The organism is Streptomyces sp. SID14515 (assembly GCF_010548505.1).
GTDB classification, from domain to species: domain Bacteria; phylum Actinomycetota; class Actinomycetes; order Streptomycetales; family Streptomycetaceae; genus Streptomyces; species Streptomyces caviscabies.
In genome coordinates, this window is the sequence record NZ_JAAGMH010000135.1 from 48,557 (window position 1) to 65,216 (window position 16,660).

A 16,660-nucleotide genomic window follows, 5' to 3' on the forward strand; every position below is an offset into this window, starting at 1 on the left:
GGCGTTTCTCAGCGGTTCTCGTCCCGGGCCGCCGCCAGCAGCCCCGGCCAGTCCGGGATCTTCACCGGGCCGCGCCCCAGCGAACGGCCCAGCTCCGCCTCCGCGCGCTCGATCGACAGCCAGCCGCCCCACTCCACCGGCCGCAGCCCCCACTCCCGCAGCACGGCCAGCGGATCGGCGGCCACCGGGCGCAGGGTCAGTCCGGCCGCGTCCTCCAGGAGCGAGGCCACCGTCTCCTTGGCGCAGGAACGGTTCGAGCCGATCACCCCGGTCGGCCCCCGTTTGATCCACCCCGCCACGTACTCGCCCGGCGACGGCACCCCGTCCCGCAGCACCCGGCCCGCCGTGTGCGGCACCGTGCCGCGCACCGGGTCGAAGGGCAGCCCCGGCAGCTCCACCCCGCGATAGCCGACCGCCCGCAGGACCAGCCGCGCCTCGATGTCCTCGTAACGGCCGGTGTCCCGGACCCCGCCCGCGCCGTCCGGAGCCGTCCGGGCGAACCGCACCCCGGCGACCCGCCCGCCGCGCTCCAGCAGCTCCACCGGCCGCAGGAAGAACCGCAGCCGGATGCGGCGCGCGGCGCCTGCCGCATCCGGAGCCCCGTCCGACCCGGCCCCGCCCGCCGACCAGCCGCGCAGGACCTCCAGGTTCCGCCGCACCACGGCGGGCAGCGGCAGCGCTCCGGGCAGCCCGTCCGGAGCGGCGTACGCCGGGTCGAGCGCCAGCTCCGCCGGGTCGACGACGACCCGGGCCCCGGGCAGCGCCCCCAGCTCCCGCAGCTCCTTGGTGGTGAACCGGGCCTGGGAGGGGCCGCGTCGGCCCACGATGTGCACCTCGCGCACCCGGCTGGCCGCCAGTGCGCTGAGCGCGGCGCGGGGTACGTCGGTGATCCGCAGTTCGTCGGCGCCGCGCGCCAGGATCCGGGCCACGTCGACCGCCACGTTGCCCACGCCGATCACGACGGCCGAGCGGGCGTCCAGGGCGAACGGATCGGCGCCGCTGTCCGGGTGGGCGCTGTACCAGGAGACGAAGCGGGTGGCGGAGTAGCTGCCCGGCAGACCCTCGCCGGGCACCGCCAGCGGGCGGTCGGCCGAGGCCCCGACGCAGTAGACGACCGCGTGGTACAGCTCCGCGAGCCGGGCGGGGGAGACGCCGTCCGCCCCGCCGACGCCGACGTTGCCCACGAAGGTGACCCGCTCGTCCTCCAGCACCGTCCGCAGACTGTTCTGCAGCGACTTGATCTTCTCGTGGTCGGGGGCCACCCCGTACCGCACGAGTCCGTACGGGGTGGGCAGCCGGTCCAGGACGTGCACGCGCACATCGGGCACGAGCGACTGCTGGAGCAGGGCCTGGGCGGTGTAGACCCCGCTGGGACCGGAACCGACGACGGCGACTGAGAGCACGGCGCACCTCTTCCCGGAGGTTGCTTCCAGGATCGCACCGCCGGGCCGATCCGCACCGCCGGTGCACGGGGTGGTTGGTACGGGCACGCCTCGGGGCGGGGCTCAGTCCATCAGCCCGCGCATCCGGTTGATCTCCACGGTCTGCTGGGCGACCACATCGCCGGCCATCTCCTCGACGATGACGTCGTTCCCCTCGGTGAGCGCCTCCGTGGCCATGGTGATCGCCCCCTGGTGGTGGGTGATCATCAGCTCCAGGAAGAGCTTGTCGAAGGCCTTGCCCTCGGCGGCGCGCAACTTCTTGAGCTGGGCGTCGGTCGCCATGCCGGGCATCCCCGCGTGGTCGTGGTGCTGCTTGCGCTTGTCGCCGCCGTTTCTTTTCAGCCATCCTTCCATCGCGCCGATCTCCGGCTTCTGGCCTGCCGATATGCGTTCGGCGAGCCGCTTGACGGTGGCGGCGGAGGCCCGTTCGGGGACGAGTTCGGTCATGACGAGCGCCTGCCCGTGGTGCTCGATCATCATCTGCGCGTAGCGGAAGTCCGCGGAGTTGGCGGTGTCCTGCCCGGCCTCCTTGACGGCGTCCTCGGCGGAGAGCGTTCGAGCGGGTTCGCCCGGTCTGCCGGGCGCGACCACGCCCGGACCCGCGTCTTTGGCCTTGTCCGACGTTCCGTCACCGCTGTCCGCGTCACAGGCTCCGAGGACGAGCGCGGCGGCAACCGCCATCGCCGCGAGAGCGGTTGAGCGAAGAGTCGCGGACCGGCGATGGATCAACACGGTGACCTCCTGTGCCACATGGTTTGTTGCAGACCGTCCTAACACGCTTCCACCGGCCGAAGATCAAAAACTTTTATTACGTCTGTGTTGCCATCTGTTGATGTGTACATGGGAGGGACGATACTGCCGGGGGTTCATGAACCGTTCGACCCCGAACGGATACAAGGGAGGACGCAGTGACCTCGTTGCACACCACCCGCGTGCGGCGCAGACGTCTGGGCGCGGTGGCAGCCGCGGCCGGACTCCTCGCCACGCTGCTGACGGCCACCACAGCGGCCGCGACCCCCGACCCGGGCGACGCCCCGGTCGAGCGCGGGTCCGTCACCAAGAGCGAGCAGGCCGAGGCCAGGGCCGCGATAGCCGGCGGCGACATACCCGGAGTGGACGAGATCGTCCACAGCTCCAACATCAAGCACCTGACGAACGTGCCGAAGGGCGCCCTCAAGGGCACCAACACGGACCTCGCGTTCCAGGGGAAGTACGCCTACGTCGGCAACTACGACGGCTTCGTCATCTACGACATCAGCAAGCCGAAGAAGCCCAAGACGGTGGCCCAGGTCCTCTGCCCCGGATCGCAGAACGACATCTCGGTCTCGGGGAACCTGCTGTTCCTCTCGACGGACTCCTCGCGCAGCGACGACTCCTGCTCCAGCACCTCCCAGCCCGCCACGGAGAAGTCGTCCTGGGAGGGCATGAAGATCTTCGACATCAGCAACAAGCGGGCGCCGAAGTACATCGCCGCCGTGGAGACCGCCTGCGGTTCCCACACGCACACGCTGGTGCCGGACGGCAAGAACGTCTACGTGTACGTCTCCTCGTACTCGCCCAACGCGACGTTCCCGGACTGCCAGCCGCCGCACGACGGGATCTCCATCATCAAGGTGCCGGTGAAGGCGCCCCAGAAGGCCCGGATCGTCAACTTCCCGGTGCTCTTCCCGGACGGCGGCAACCCGGGAGCGCCCACGAACCCGGGTGTCTCCCAGACGACCGGCTGCCACGACATCACGGTGCTGCCGTCCAAGGACCTGGCCGCCGGAGCCTGCATGGGTGACGGTCTGCTGTTCTCCATCAAGGACCCGGAGCGCCCGAAGATCATCGACCGGGTCCAGGACAACGTGAACTTCGCGTTCTGGCACTCGGCCACCTTCAACCAGGGTGCGAACAAGGTCGTCTTCACCGACGAGCTCGGCGGCGGCGGTGCGGCCACCTGCAACGAGGAGATCGGCCCCAAGCGCGGCGCCGACGGCATCTACGACATCGTCGGCAAGGGCGACAAGCGCAAGCTGGTCTTCCGCAGCTACTTCAAGATCGACCGCCACCAGGCCGACGTCGAGGTCTGCGTCGCCCACAACGGCTCGATCATCCCGGTCAAGGGCCGCGACCTGATGGTGCAGGCCTGGTACCAGGGCGGCATCTCCGTCTGGGACTTCACCAACTCGGCCAAGCCCAAGGAGATCGCCTTCTTCGAGCGCGGCCCGGTCACGCTCGACCAGGTCACCACGGCCGGCCCCTGGTCGGCGTACTACTACAACGGTCACATCTACTCCAGCGACATCGCCAAGGGCTTCGACGTGCTGAAGCTCGACGACAAGCGCACCGACCCGGCCAAGCGGGTCAAGCTGGACGAGCTCAACGTGCAGACGCAGCCGGACTACTTCGACCGCTGATCCGTCAGCGGTTCCCGTAGCCGACCTGTCACGCATTCCGGGGCCGGTGTCTCCCGGGCGGTCATCCGCCCGGGAGACACCGGCCCCGGTGCGTGCGGAGCCGGAAATTCATTGACCGATGAGCCGGGTGGGGACATGCTGGATCCCTGCGACGGCGGACTCCGCAACTCCGGTCCCCGGCGCGGTCCGCGGCCGTGTCCCACGTGACAGGCCGAGGGTGCGCCCGGATCCGGCGACGCGGGGGATCGTCGGATCGGGCGCGACTTCCCTCACCCGCCCTCGGCGCGGCGAACGGCGGCTCGGGCGATCAGGCGGCGCTGCGGACGCTCTTGCCGGTGGCGGCGGCCCACTCCACCAGCAGCCGCTGGTAATCCGCCTCGTCCTGCGGCGTCAGGCACCCGCCCGAACGCTGCCACAGGTCGCGGATCTCCGCGTTGACCTCGGCTGCGGAACGGGCGGACATGGACGACGCGATAGGGGACATGCCCACCAGGCTACGGCCACGAACGGATGCCACTACCCCTTCCGCGGCGGGATATGCCTCACACCTCGCACTGATTTCCTCGGATCGCCGCGGGCCTCAGCGCGGGACCAGCCCCAGCGAGCGCAGGCCGTCGGGCCGCTCCGACACCGGCAGATGGTCCACGAACCGGACCTCGCAGCCCAGGGCCGCCGCGCCCCCGTCCGCGTGGCGGTCGTCACCCACCATGACCACCTCCGCCGGATCCCGGCCGATCAGCGAGCAGGCGGTACGGAACAGACCCGCGGCGGGCTTCTGGAGCCCGTGCTCGCAGGACAGGACATAGGCGTCGACCAGGGCGTCGAGCCCGTGCGCGCGGAAGACCGGCCGCAGGTCCCAGCCGATGTTGCTGACCACGCCGACCGCGATCCCCGCCCTCCGCAGCCCCGCCAGCACCTCCGCGGCGTCCGGGTAGGGCTGCCAGGCCTCCGGCCGCAGATGGCGGTCGTACAGCGCGTCGTACAGCCCCGGATCGGGCAGGGCGACGGTCCGGGCCAGACCGGTGTACGCCGCACGGTGCAGGGCGGCGGTCAGGTCCCGGCGCGCCATCGCTTCCGCCAGTTCCTCCGGCACCCGGACCGGAGGCGGGCCGCCCGGGAGGGCGCCGGCGGCCGTGAGCCCGCTCACGTACCGCTCGAAATCCTCCGGGGCGACGTCGACGCCCTCCTCGCGCAGTACGGCGGCGAGCCAGTCCCGGACCGGCTCGATACGGAAGAGGGTTCCGGAGAAGTCGAACAGCGCACCTTTGATCACCATGGGCGCGATCCTTCCCGGTCCGTCCCCACGCCGACAAGAGCGCCCTGCTCAGGCCCGCAGGGGCCGGTCCTCCTCCGCCGGGGCGCGGGGCGCCGCGTACCGGGCGTACCCGGCGGCGCTCAACGCCACCACCGCCACCCCCAGCAGCGCACCGCCCACCACATCGGTCAGCCAGTGCACCCCCAGGTACAACCGGGTCGCCGCCACACCGGCCGCCGAGACCACCGCCACCGCCAGCGCCGCGCCCCGGGCACCGGGGCCCGCGCCGTACAGCCGCAGCAGCCAGACGAGCAGCCCGCAGCTCACGACGGCCGACATGGCGTGCCCGGACGGGAAGGCGGCGTAATGGGCGGTGTCCACCGGATCGGGCCACTGCGGGCGCTCCCGGCCCACCGCGGCCTTGAGCCCCTGCTGGAGGAGCGAGGCGAGCAGACTCGTCGCGGCCACCCAGAGGGCGAGCAGCCGCGCGCCCCGCCACCACAGGACGACCACGGCCACCGCGATCAGGGCGCGCATGGTCCAGGGATCCCACACCCAGTCGGTCAGCACCCGGTTGACCCGGACCAGACCGGGATCGGCCACCGCGTGCCGGTGCAGCGCGTCGGCGACCGTCCGGTCCAGGGACATCAGCGGCGGCCAGCGCGCCGCCACCAGTACGAGCAGGGCCACGGACGCCACAAGGGCGGCTCCGGTCCACAGGGCGGCCGCGGTGCGGGGGGAGCGGTCCGGTGAGCGGGGGAGGGGGGAGGACATAGGGGGATCCTCGCGGAGGACACCGCCCGATGGCCAACCCGGGGCACGGAGAACCGACTCGGGGTACGAGAAACGACCCGAGGCGGACGGGTCCTAGCCCAGCGCGCGCAGCCCCGGCACGAAGGTCACGATCAGCGGGACGACCGGCACCAGAGCGGCGGCGGCCGTCAGCCGGAGCCTGCGGCCCGCCGTCAGCCGGTCGACCGGAGCCAGCAACCGGTTGACCCGGAGGGGTACTTGGGCGTCCGGCGTGGGGCAGGGGCCGAACACCCCGCGGTCCTCGTTGAGTCCGACCAGGGCGAGCGCGGTCGTCAGCCGGCCGAAGCGACGTGACGCCACGTCGTCGGCGGCCAGTTCGACCAGCCGGTGCATCTCGTCGCGGAACGCCGCGAACACCGGGATCTGTGGAAAGCCGATCGCCAGCGCCGACGAGCAGTGCAGCAGCCAGTCGTGCCTGGCCTGGGCGTGGCCCTGTTCATGGGCGAGCACGGCATCGAGCTGACGGCCCTTCAACCGGCCCAGCGCGGCGGTGGTGATGACGAGTTGCGGAGCCGCGCCGGGCAGCCACCAGGCGTCGGGACGCTCGCCCTCCAGCACCACGAGACGGTCGGCGCCCGGCTCCTCGCCCGGCATCAGCGGGGAGCGCACCAGCAGTTCCGCCCGGCGCTGCTTGCGGCGACGCCGCGCCCGCCGGATCTCCCGCAGGAGCATCGCCCCGGTCCACAGCCCGCCCAGCGCCAGCAGCACCGCGATGACCGCCGACCACGGCCCGTACGCCGCCAGGGCGTACGCCTCGACCACGGCGTGCGGGGCGGGGGCGAAGACATGGCCGCGCACCGCCTGCCAGGCGGCGGCCGCGCTCAGCGTCATGGAGAGGGCGAACGACAGGAGCACCCCGGCCACCACGCACTGCCAGACCCACAGGGCCACGACCGGCTCGCGCTCCGGCCACCGGGCGCGCGCCATCAGGCGCGGGGTCACCACGGCGGTCAGTGCACCGAGCAGCAGCAGCGCGAGGGAGACCAGCATGGCTTCAGCTTAGGAGGGGCGCGTCGGCCGGGGTACGGCCTCGACCGGCAAGTGACGTAGACCACGGTTTGCCGGGGGTTCTGTCCCACTTCCTGTCTCACAGAGTGAGCAGCATGGCGAACATGCCGATGCCCATCGTCAGCCGGCAGGCCGTCGTGAGCTCGGGCCGGCCGTCCGACCCGCCCCCGAATCCACCCGCGCCGCGCCCGCCGACGCCCGCACCGCCGACCGGGACCGCGGCCGTTCCGGTCCCGGGCAGCAGCCGGCCGGCCGAGCCCAGGACGTAGAACGCGTAGTAGACGAGCAGCGCCCCCGTCAGCAGGGGTATGCCACCGGATCCGCCGCCCGCCCCGTGCCCGGCGTGCCCGCCCCCGCCGCTGCCCGTGACCGCCGGGGCCATCGCCACGGCCATGTAGACCATGGCCAGCGAGCCGACGAGATGATGCCGGTGGTGGCCGCCGCGCAGAGCGGGCCGCAGCGACCGCAGCGCCGCGGCGCCGAACAGCACCGCGTACACCGCCCATGTCCAGTCCGGGGGCGACAGCACCGCCGCCGGAACGGCCATCGCCGCCATGCCGAAGCCCATGAGCGCCTCCGAGCGTGCGGTGCGCCGCTCCTGCGGCGTCCCCGTGCGGGTGCGCAGCAGACAGTAGGCGCCGCTCACCGCGCACAACGCCATCAGCAGCCAGCCGGTCAGAGCCCCTCCGTGCACGGCGCGCCTCCCCCGGTCGGACGTACGCCACTGTTACGGGTCGATCCATCGATGCCCGGGCGACCGCGGCCGAACCCGGCGCACGGGGGTGTGAAGGGGGTGCGCCGGGGCCCGCCGGGGGCGCTCCGGGTCGCGTTACGCTCGACCGGACGTACGGCAGCAGAGAAACCACGTACGGCAGCAGAGAGACGGAGAGCCCCACCATGGACACCGCCACGCCCGACGCGGCCCGGCTGACCTTCCGCGACGCGACCGAGGACGACGTCCCGGCGCTGGTGGCCCTGATCGAGTCGGCCTACCGCGGTGACTCCAGCCGCACCGGCTGGACCACGGAGGCCGACATCCTCCAGGGGCAGCGGACCGACGAACAGGGCGTGCGCGAGGTCATCGCCGCTCCGGCGAGCAGGCTGCTCGCGGTCGAACGCGGTGGCGAACTCGTCGCCTGCTGCCAGCTCGAACACCGCGGCGACGCCGCCTACTTCGGCATGTTCGCGGTCCGGCCCGGACTCCAGGGCGGCGGCCTCGGCAAGCTGATCATCGCCGAGGTGGAGCGCACCGCCGTGGAGAGCTGGGGTGTCGGCGAGATGCACATGACGGTGATCTCGGTGCGCGAGGACCTGATCGCCTGGTACGAGCGCCGCGGCTACCGCCGTACCGGGCAGCTCACCCCGTTCCCGTACGGCGACGAGCGCTTCGGCATCCCGCAGCGCGACGACCTGGCCTTCGAACTGCTCGTCAAGAACCTCAAAGAGAGCGCCTGAGGGCGCCCGCCCTCAGGCGGTGAAGCGACCGGCGCGGCGGATCTCGGGGAAGTCGGTCGTCGCGCCGTCCAGGCCCAGCGCCCGGGCGAGGCGCAGATGGTCCTGGGTGTTCACCACCCAGCCGATCACCTTCACGCCCTCGGCGTGCGCCTGCTCCACCACCTCCAGGGTGAGGCGGCGGATGTTGAGCGCGAGCGTCGCCGCACCCGCCGCCTTCGCCCGGTCCACCACGTCCGCGCCCCAGCGGCTGGCGATCAGGACCGTGCGTACGCCGGGCACCAGCCGGGCGATCTCGGTGACGGCCTCGTCGTGGAACGAGGACACCTCCACCCGGCCCACGAGCTCGCGCGCCAAAATCACGTCCGCCAGCGCGCGGGCCGCCGCCACGTCCTTGATCTCCGCCTGGAGCGGGGAGGAGACGGCGTCCAGGACCTCCTCGAAGACCGGGACCCGCTCGCCCTGACCGGCGTCGAGCTCGCGCAGCTCCGCCAGGGTCTTGGCCGCGATCGGTCCGGTCCCGTCCGTGGTGCGGTCCACGTCCGTGTCGTGCATCACGGCGAGCGCGCCGTCCTTGCTGAGGTGCAGGTCCAGCTCGATGGCGTCCATCCCGGACGCCTCGGCGCGGACGAAGGAGCGCAGGGTGTTCTCGGGCTCGACGCCCATCACTCCGCGATGACCCAGGGTGAGAAATGACAAGGCGACCTCGTTTCCGTCGGCGGCGGTCCGTCGACTGCTCCTGCCCGCGCGGAGGTTGCGGCAATACGGCACTGGGGAGGGTAGCGGCCGCGGCCCGCGATGTCCTCAGCCGTGCGGGCCCGGTCGCCGGTTCTCGGGCGCAGCTGCGGGAACTGCACGCCTACCCGGGATACGACAGGAAAAACAGCGGTGACCATGGGGGGTACGCAGGATAATTTTCAGGTCCCCACTTGTCGGGAGGAACCCTGCACGGCTACGGTGAATCCACGCGAGGTTCTCCCGTGGAGGAAGTGTTATGACGGAAATTCTTGTGCAGGACGCCACCGGCGGCGCGATAGCTACGGCCCAGCGGGTGGTCGAGCACCCGGCCTGGCCTGTGCTCAAGGATGCCGTCGAGGAGATCCGCCCCTGGCAGTCCAAGGACGGATCCATCGACTTCGAGGCCGAGGGCGCCCCGTCCCCGGCCACCGTCGAGCAGGTCCTCGACCGGGTGATCGCGGCGGTCGAGGAGCTCTCCCCGCTCCTCCCGCACGACGTCGCCTACCACCGTGCGCTCGTCACCGACCTGCGCCGCTGGGCCGCCGACGGCTTCCGCGTCCCCGACTTCCTGGACTCGCTGCTGGCCTTCCAGCCCGCGAAGGACCGGGCGGACGGCCTCCAGCACCTCGTCGTCTTCGCGATGTACACGCAGAACGGCAACCCCGACCGCAACCTCGAAGCGGTCGTGCTCAAGATGGTCTGGCCCGAGTGGCTCGCCGACCTGGAGGCGAACCGCTACGACAACCCGCTCTTCTGCGGCATCACCTTCGAGGACTTCACCTCGGGTTACGACACCAACTCCGCGGTGCTCTTCCCGGAGACCATCGCCGTGCGCGAGGCTCCCGAGCGCTTCAGCTGGGGCGGCATCTTCTGCGACCGCGAGGCCGCCCGCTTCCGCCGGGTCACCGAGGCCTCCGTCGACCTGCTCGGCCTGGAGCTGCCCGACGACATCCGCGAGATGATCGGCGACCAGCAGCGCTGCGAGCAGGCGTTCGTCCTGTGGGACATGGTCCACGACCGCACCCACAGCCATGGCGACCTGCCGTTCGACCCGTTCATGATCAAGCAGCGCCAGCCGTTCTGGATGTACGGCCTGGAGGAGCTGCGCTGTGACCTCACCGCCTTCAAGGAGGCCGTGAAACTGGAGTCCGAGGGCAACGCCCACGGCCGTGACGTGCAGTACGCGGTGCTCTTCGACCGGATGTTCCGCTTCCCGGTCTCCGGCGAGCGGGTCCGCAACTACGACGGCCTCGGCGGCCAGCTGCTCTTCGCGTACCTTCACAAGCACGACGTCGTCCGCTGGACCGACAACACCCTGAAGATCGACTGGGACCGTGCCCCGCAGGTCACCAACCAGCTCTGCGGCGAGATCGAGAAGCTCTACCGCGACGGCATCGACCGCCCCAAGCTGGTCCACTGGTTCGCCGCGTACGACCTGGTCTCCACCTACCTCGCCCCGCACCCGGGATCCCGCTGGGCCAAGGGCCCCGACGCCCTGGACCTCACACTTCCTCCTCGCAAGCTCGTCGACGACGTGCTTCCGGACGAGTTTCCCCTGAGCATGTTCTATGAGGCGCTCGCCAAGAAGCTGAAGCACGTGATTGCCTCCACCAAGGGAATCACCGCGGCGAACGACGAGCGGGCAGCCGCGTGAACCATTCTCCCGAGGAGGCGGTGGCCATGAACGGAAACGGCACGGGCGAGGGGACGGGTGCGCTCGAAGGAGCCGTGGTCGCGGTCGCCGGAGCGGCGGGACCCGCGGGCCGGGCGACGCTGCTGCGGCTCGCCGAGGCGGGCGCGACGGTCGTCGGATGCGACGCCAACCCCGAACGGCTCGCCGAGGCGGTGGACGCCGCCCGGTACGCCCACGGGGGCGCGACCGTCACCGGTGAGACCGTCGACCTGCTCGACCTCGACGCCACCCGGGACTGGGCCAAGCGCACCGAGGCGGAGTTCGGCCGCATCGACGGCCTGGTCCACCTCGTCGGCGGCTGGCGCGGCAGCCCGTCGTTCCAGGAGACCGCCCTGTCCGACTGGGACGCCCTGGAGAAGCTGCTCATCCGCACCGTCCAGTCGACCACGCTGGCTTTCCAGGAACCCCTCCAGCGCAGCGACCGGGGCCGCTATCTCCTGATCAGCGCCGCCGGGGCCAGCAGGCCCACCGCCGGCAACGCCGCCTACTCCTCCGCCAAGGCCGCCGCCGAGGCGTGGACCCTCGCGCTCGGCGACGCCTTCCGCAAGGAGGGGGGCGAGGACGGACCCGCGGCGGCTGCTGCGATCCTGGTGGTCAAGGCACTGGTGAACGACGCCATGCGCGCCGAGCGCCCGAATGCGAAATTCGCGGGCTTCACCGACGTCACGGAGCTGGCCCGGGCCATCGCCGGCGTCTGGGACGAGCCCGCCACCGAAGTGAACGGAAAGCGCCTGTGGCTGACCCCGCAACCGTGAGGACCGACGCGCGACGTCACCACGATCCGCAGGTACGCGGCTTCGCCAGTGACAATTACGCCGGCGCGCACCCGGAGGTTCTCGCGGCCATCGCGCTCGCCAACGGCGGCCACCAGGTCGCCTACGGCGAGGACGACTACACCGGCCACCTCCAGCGGATCATGCACAGCCACTTCGGCTCCACCGCCGAGGCCTTCCCGGTCTTCAACGGCACCGGGGCCAACGTGGTCGCCCTCCAGGCGCTCACCGACCGCTGGGGAGCGGTCATCTGCGCCGAGTCCGCGCACATCAACGTGGACGAGGGGGGCGCGCCCGAGCGGATGGGCGGGCTGAAGCTCCTCACCGTGCCCACCCCGGACGGCAAGCTCACCCCCGAGCTCATCGACCGGCAGGCGTACGGCTGGGACGACGAGCACCGGGCCATGCCGCAGGTCGTCTCGATCACCCAGAACACCGAGCTGGGCACCGTCTACACCCCCGACGAGATCCGCGCCATCTGCGACCACGCCCACGAGCGCGGCATGAAGGTGCACCTCGACGGGGCGCGGATAGCCAACGCCGCCGCCTCGCTGGACGTGCCGATGCGCACCTTCACCAACACGGTCGGCGTCGACGTGCTGTCCTTCGGCGGCACGAAGAACGGCGCGCTCTTCGGCGAGGCCGTCGTCGTGCTGAACCCGGACGCGGTCCGGGCGATGAAGCATCTGCGCAAGCTCTCCATGCAGCTCGCCTCCAAGATGCGCTTCGTCTCCGTCCAGCTGGAGGCGCTGCTCGCCAAGGACCTGTGGCTGCGCAACGCCCGCCACGCCAACGCCATGGCCCAGCGGCTCGCCGAGGGCGTCCGGGCGATCGACGGGGTGGAGATCCTCTACCCGGTCCAGGCCAACGCCGTGTTCGCCCGGCTCCCGCACGCGGTCAGCGAGCGGCTCCAGCAGCGCTTCCGCTTCTACTTCTGGGACGAGGCGGCCGGCGACGTCCGCTGGATGTGCGCGTTCGACACCGGCGAGGACGATGTCGACGCCTTCCTCCAGGCGCTGAAGGAAGAGATGGCGCGGTAAGCGCGATCCATGCATGACTATGCGGCCGACCGGAAACCGATGGACTTCCGGTCGGCCGCTTCGTACGCTCTCCGGTCATGGAACTGACGCGGAACTCCCCGGACATAGGCGCGCAGTTCTCGACGGAGAAGGAGCAGCTCGCGTGGGTGGTACGCGGACAGTTCAATGGAATTGACTATCCAGTAGTCTATGCCGCACCACCCGAGGTGATTCTCCGAGCGCTGAGGGGCGCCCGGGACCGCTCGGAGCTCTGGCGGACACTCCCCGCGGACCTCTGAGTCCGCCCGGCGCCCGCACACCGCACCGAGCCACCGCACCCAGCAAGGCAGTAAGGCAGACGATGACCCTCACGCTCACCGTGTCCGACGAGGTGCGCACGATCGCACCGGGCTTCACCCACCTCGCCGTCGAGGCGCACGGACTGGTCAACGGCCCCAGCGACGCCCGCAGCGCCGCCCTGCTGGACGACGCCGCCCGCCGGCTCGCCGAGCGCCTGGACGGCCGCGCCCCGCACGAGGACCCCCGCATCGCGGCCTGGCGCGAGGTCTACACGGCGTTCGGGGCCAAGCCCTCCCGCACCCGCAACTCCGCCGAGGCGCTCGCCCGGCGCGCCCTCGCCGACGGCGGCCTGCCCCGCATCAACCTGCTGGTCGACGCCTACAACGCGATCAGCGTCGCCCACCTCGTCCCGGTCGGCGGCGAGGACACCGACCACATCAAGGGCGGTATGCGGCTGATCCGCGCGACGGGCGACGAACCGTTCCCCACCGTCGCCGGCGGCGAGGAGATCATCGAGCACCCGGAGCCCGGCGAGGTCGTCTGGTGCGACGACGAGGGCGTCACCTGCCGCCGCTGGAACTGGCGCCAGGGCGTACGCACCCGGCTCACCGAGGATTCGGTCAACGCCCTCTTCCTGCTGGAGGGCCTCGCGCCCATGACGAGCGGCGAGTTCGACGCCGCGGGCGCCGAACTCGCCGCGTCCCTCGAGCAGCTGAGTCCCGGGGCGCGGATCACCGTCCACGCACCGCACTGACGTGACGCCGCCCCGCTGCGGGGCGGCCGTCAGCCGAGTTCGCGCACCTCGGCGGCGGTCGGGGCCGTACCGCCGAGGTGGGCCGGCACCCACCAGGTGTCGCTCGCGTCCTTGGGGCGCACCGGGTAGGCCCGCTGCGCCGCCTCCAGCAGTTCCTGGACCCGCTCCCGCAGCCGCCGGGTGATGGCGCCGGCGTACTGGTCGGCGGGCGCCTCCACGGGCTCGCCGACGCGGATGGTGATCGGGATGTGGCTGCGCTTGAAGTTGCGCGGCCGCCCCTTGGTCCAGATCCGCTGCGTGCCCCAGAGCGCCATGGGGATCAGCGGAACCCCGGCCTCCTGGGCGAGGCGCGCGGCGCCCGACTTGAAGCTCTTCAACGTGAAGGACTGCGAGATGGTGGCCTCGGGGAAGACGCCGACGATCTCACCGGAGCGCAGCGACCGGAGCGCGTGGGCGTACGCGTCCTCGCCCTGGTCGCGATCGACCGGGATGTGCTTCATTCCCCGCATCAGCGGTCCGGAGACCTTGTGCCGGAAGACCGATTCCTTCGCCATGAACCGGACGAGCCGCTTCTGCGGCAGGGCGCCCAGGCCGGTGAAGATGAAGTCGAGGTAGCTGATGTGATTGCTGACCAGCACCGCACCACCGGTCTTCGGGATGTGCTCCGAACCCTGAGTGTCGATCTTCAGGTCGAGCGCCTTGAACAGGGTGCGAGCGGCGCCGATGACCGGTCGATAGACGAGTTCTGCCATCTGGAGAAGACCCTTCTTCAGTGCCTGGGGAGGGTTCTCCCGGCGGAAGTTACGCAGCCGTAGGTTTTCGGCATTGTGGCGATGGTGCCCCATGCGCGAGCCGCTGGCCAGTCCCGGCGGACGCGGGGCGCGAGATTCTCGTCACGTGCGCGTCCGTCGGGAGCTGCGGGAATGTCCGGGCGGCGGCCGGTGCTGACCCCTTACGAAGAGCTCTGATCAGGAGGCACCAGGTGGACCGCGCGACACACGGACAGCGGCTCGACGCAGCCCAACTCGGCGCGGAACTCGGGGAACGCGCGACGCTCGTCCAGTTCTCCAGCGCCTTCTGCCAGCCGTGCCGGGCCACCCGCCGCACGCTCCACGAGGTGGCCGGGATGGTCGACGGCGTCGCCCATATCGAGGTCGACGCCGAGGCCCACCTCGACCTGGTGCGGCAGCTGGCCATCACGAGGACACCGACCGTCCTGGTGCTCGACGCCGGGGGAGAGGTGGTCCGCCGGGCATCCGGTCAGCCCCGCACGGTCGACGTCGTCGCGGCGCTGGGGCACGCCATATGACGGACCGTGACGCATCTCCCACATTCCGGAACGCACTTGACTGTGCCCACCACGCATCGTCAGTCTGACGTTATGCCGCCAGAACTCCTTCTTTACGGCCGGGTCCATGTGGATCTCGCACGCTACGCGAGTGCGCGCTGTCCGGGTGTCTGAGCATCCACGGACCCGTACGCCACTCCCGCAGAAGGACACGTCCATGACGGCAACGCCCGATCTCGCCCCCGCCTCGACGGTCGCCACGCCCGAACTCTTCCGCTCCGTCTTCCGCCGCCATGCCGCAGGCGTGGCGGTGATCACGGCCGACGGGGAGCGCCCGGTCGGCTTCACCGCCACCTCGCTGACCTCCGTGGCCGCGGAACCCCCGCTGCTCTCCTTCGGTATCGGCACCTCGTCCTCCAGCTGGCCCGTGCTCTCCGAGGCCGCGTACATCGGCGTCCACATACTCGGCGAACACCAGCGGGACCTGGCCGCGACCTTCGCCCGCAGCGGGGCCGACCGCTTCGGCCCGTCGACCGACTGGAGCAGTGGCCCCGAAGGCGTTCCGCTGCTCGCCGGCGTGTCCGCCTGGCTGGTCTGCCGCGTCGTGACCCGGGTCCCGGCGGGGGATCACCGCATCGTCATCGCCGAGGTCGTGGCCGGAGCGCCCGCCGGAGCCGATCGCCCGCTGGTCTACCACCAGGGACGGTTCACGGCTCTGCGAGACTGACGTCACGCACGCACAGGCCCGCCGCGTTGGCAAGGTCACAGTGCACAGCGCTTGCTCACGGGTAAGAGACTGGGTGTACTGGCGAGTAATATCGGGCTCGGAGCCTCGGTCGTCCTGACCGGATTCGGCCCGACAAGGCGCCTATGCTGCGTGCAACAAGGCAGCCCAGAAATGACGATGCAGTAGGAGAGCCGGCGTGAGCTTGAGGATCGTTGTCTGTGTGAAGTACGTGCCCGACGCGACCGGTGACCGGCATTTCGCCGATGACCTGACGCTGGATCGTGAGGATGTCGACGGTCTGTTGTCGGAGCTGGACGAGTACGCGGTCGAGCAGGCGTTGCAGATCGCTGACGAGGCTGATGATGCGGAGATCACCGTGGTGACGGTGGGTCCGGAGGATGCCAAGGACGCGTTGCGCAAGGCGTTGTCGATGGGTGCGGACAAGGCGGTTCACGTCGAGGACGACGATCTGCACGGCACGGATGTGATGGGGACGTCGCTGGTGCTGGCGAAGGCGGTCGAGAAGACCGGGTATGACCTGGTGATCTGCGGGATGGCGTCCACGGACGGTGTGATGGGTGTGTTGCCGGCGCTGCTGGCGGAGCGTCTGGGTGTGCCGCAGGTGACGCTGCTGTCCGAGGTCACGGTGGACGGGGGTGTGGTGACCGGGCGTCGTGACGGTGACACCGCCTCGGAGCAGCTGGAGGCATCCCTTCCGGCGGTGGTGTCGGTGACCGACCAGTCGGGTGAGGCGCGTTACCCGTCGTTCAAGGGGATCATGGCGGCGAAGAAGAAGCCGGTCGAGTCGCTGGATCTGGAGGATCTGGGTCTGGAGGCGGACGAGGTGGGTCTGGCGGGTGCGTGGACCGCGGTCGACTCCGCGACGGAGCGTCCGGCGCGGACGGCGGGCACGATCGTGAAGGACGAGGGCGAGGGCGGCAAGCAGCTGGCCGAGTTCCTCGCGGGCCAGAAGTTCATCTAGCCCGCACGCTCGGCCCA

At 71.1% G+C, this 16,660-nt stretch carries 20 protein-coding genes; 11 read left to right on the forward strand and 9 right to left on the reverse strand.

The genetic code is table 11. The features are described from left to right. Positions 1-8: 8 nt before the first annotated feature. Together G3I54_RS32465 and G3I54_RS32470 are read right to left on the reverse strand one after the other, a co-directional pair. Positions 9-1,403, reverse strand: coding sequence for an FAD-dependent oxidoreductase (locus G3I54_RS32465; protein WP_164619987.1), 1,395 nt, complete (start codon positions 1,401-1,403; stop codon positions 9-11). A gap of 102 nt (positions 1,404-1,505) precedes the next feature. After that, positions 1,506-2,192, reverse strand: coding sequence for a DUF305 domain-containing protein (locus tag G3I54_RS32470; protein WP_343240486.1), 687 nt, complete (start codon positions 2,190-2,192; stop codon positions 1,506-1,508). A gap of 158 nt (positions 2,193-2,350) precedes the next feature. On the opposite strand from G3I54_RS32470, the gene G3I54_RS32475 reads away from it, so the two are divergent. After that, positions 2,351-3,841: a hypothetical protein gene (locus tag G3I54_RS32475; protein WP_164619990.1), complete on the forward strand. Its 1,491-nt coding sequence runs from the start codon at positions 2,351-2,353 to the stop codon at positions 3,839-3,841. Positions 3,842-4,148: 307 nt separating this feature from the next. On the opposite strand, the gene G3I54_RS39140 is transcribed toward G3I54_RS32475, so the two are convergent. The 5 genes from G3I54_RS39140 to G3I54_RS32495 form a co-directional block, all read right to left on the reverse strand. After that, entirely contained in the window at positions 4,149-4,325 is a 177-nt protein-coding gene (locus G3I54_RS39140; protein WP_203687483.1) for a hypothetical protein, read from the reverse strand. Between the two features lie 96 nt (positions 4,326-4,421). After that, on the reverse strand, positions 4,422-5,117 hold the full coding sequence (locus tag G3I54_RS32480; RefSeq protein ID WP_164619992.1) for an HAD family hydrolase: 696 nt from the start codon (positions 5,115-5,117) through the stop codon (positions 4,422-4,424). 48 nt (positions 5,118-5,165) lie between these two features. After that, complete coding sequence (locus G3I54_RS32485; protein WP_164619994.1) at positions 5,166-5,870, reverse strand: phosphatase PAP2 family protein; 705 nt, start codon at positions 5,868-5,870, stop codon at positions 5,166-5,168. A gap of 93 nt (positions 5,871-5,963) precedes the next feature. Then, positions 5,964-6,899, reverse strand: coding sequence for a M56 family metallopeptidase (locus G3I54_RS32490; protein ID WP_164619996.1), 936 nt, complete (start codon positions 6,897-6,899; stop codon positions 5,964-5,966). A 97-nt stretch (positions 6,900-6,996) separates the two neighbouring features. After that, complete coding sequence (locus G3I54_RS32495; protein ID WP_164619998.1) at positions 6,997-7,611, reverse strand: DUF5134 domain-containing protein; 615 nt, start codon at positions 7,609-7,611, stop codon at positions 6,997-6,999. Between the two features lie 203 nt (positions 7,612-7,814). Here G3I54_RS32495 and G3I54_RS32500 point away from each other — a divergent pair, with 203 nt between their 5' ends. After that, positions 7,815-8,372, forward strand: coding sequence for a GNAT family N-acetyltransferase (locus G3I54_RS32500; protein ID WP_164620001.1), 558 nt, complete (start codon positions 7,815-7,817; stop codon positions 8,370-8,372). Between the two features lie 12 nt (positions 8,373-8,384). Here G3I54_RS32500 and G3I54_RS32505 read toward each other — a convergent pair whose 3' ends face one another. Then, positions 8,385-9,068, reverse strand: coding sequence for a glycerophosphodiester phosphodiesterase family protein (locus tag G3I54_RS32505; protein WP_164620003.1), 684 nt, complete (start codon positions 9,066-9,068; stop codon positions 8,385-8,387). A gap of 295 nt (positions 9,069-9,363) precedes the next feature. On the opposite strand from G3I54_RS32505, the gene G3I54_RS32510 reads away from it, so the two are divergent. The 5 genes from G3I54_RS32510 (at position 9,364) to G3I54_RS32530 (ending at position 13,646) form a co-directional block, all read left to right on the forward strand. After that, positions 9,364-10,761, forward strand: coding sequence for a DUF6421 family protein (locus G3I54_RS32510; RefSeq protein ID WP_164620005.1), 1,398 nt, complete (start codon positions 9,364-9,366; stop codon positions 10,759-10,761). A gap of 26 nt (positions 10,762-10,787) precedes the next feature. Continuing rightward, positions 10,788-11,555 carry an SDR family NAD(P)-dependent oxidoreductase gene (locus G3I54_RS32515; RefSeq protein ID WP_164620007.1) on the forward strand — a complete coding sequence of 256 codons (768 nt, stop codon included), beginning with the start codon at positions 10,788-10,790 and terminating at the stop codon, positions 11,553-11,555. After that, positions 11,552-12,613, forward strand: coding sequence for a low specificity L-threonine aldolase (locus G3I54_RS32520; RefSeq protein WP_343240488.1), 1,062 nt, complete (start codon positions 11,552-11,554; stop codon positions 12,611-12,613). Before G3I54_RS32515 ends, G3I54_RS32520 begins: the two co-directional genes overlap by 4 nt. 77 nt (positions 12,614-12,690) lie before the next feature. Beyond that, positions 12,691-12,891: a hypothetical protein gene (locus G3I54_RS32525; protein WP_203687484.1), complete on the forward strand. Its 201-nt coding sequence runs from the start codon at positions 12,691-12,693 to the stop codon at positions 12,889-12,891. Positions 12,892-12,953: 62 nt separating this feature from the next. Next, positions 12,954-13,646: a phenylalanine--tRNA ligase beta subunit-related protein gene (locus G3I54_RS32530; protein WP_164620011.1), complete on the forward strand. Its 693-nt coding sequence runs from the start codon at positions 12,954-12,956 to the stop codon at positions 13,644-13,646. Between the two features lie 29 nt (positions 13,647-13,675). On the opposite strand, the gene G3I54_RS32535 is transcribed toward G3I54_RS32530, so the two are convergent. Continuing rightward, positions 13,676-14,398: a lysophospholipid acyltransferase family protein gene (locus G3I54_RS32535; protein ID WP_164620014.1), complete on the reverse strand. Its 723-nt coding sequence runs from the start codon at positions 14,396-14,398 to the stop codon at positions 13,676-13,678. A gap of 230 nt (positions 14,399-14,628) precedes the next feature. Between G3I54_RS32535 and G3I54_RS32540 the strand changes: the two genes are divergently transcribed. The 4 genes from G3I54_RS32540 to G3I54_RS32550 all read left to right on the forward strand — a co-directional run bounded on the left by G3I54_RS32540 (position 14,629) and on the right by G3I54_RS32550 (position 16,643). Beyond that, positions 14,629-14,955: a thioredoxin family protein gene (locus G3I54_RS32540; RefSeq protein ID WP_164620016.1), complete on the forward strand. Its 327-nt coding sequence runs from the start codon at positions 14,629-14,631 to the stop codon at positions 14,953-14,955. 72 nt (positions 14,956-15,027) lie between these two features. Further along, entirely contained in the window at positions 15,028-15,108 is an 81-nt protein-coding gene (locus G3I54_RS40210) for a putative leader peptide (protein WP_343240489.1), read from the forward strand. Between the two features lie 43 nt (positions 15,109-15,151). Next, the gene (locus G3I54_RS32545) at positions 15,152-15,661 is read left to right on the forward strand and encodes a flavin reductase family protein (RefSeq protein ID WP_164620018.1); all 510 of its coding nucleotides are present in this window, start codon (positions 15,152-15,154) and stop codon (positions 15,659-15,661) included. Between the two features lie 196 nt (positions 15,662-15,857). Beyond that, on the forward strand, positions 15,858-16,643 hold the full coding sequence (locus G3I54_RS32550) for an electron transfer flavoprotein subunit beta/FixA family protein (RefSeq protein WP_164620020.1): 786 nt from the start codon (positions 15,858-15,860) through the stop codon (positions 16,641-16,643). The last annotated feature ends 17 nt before the right edge of the window (positions 16,644-16,660 follow it).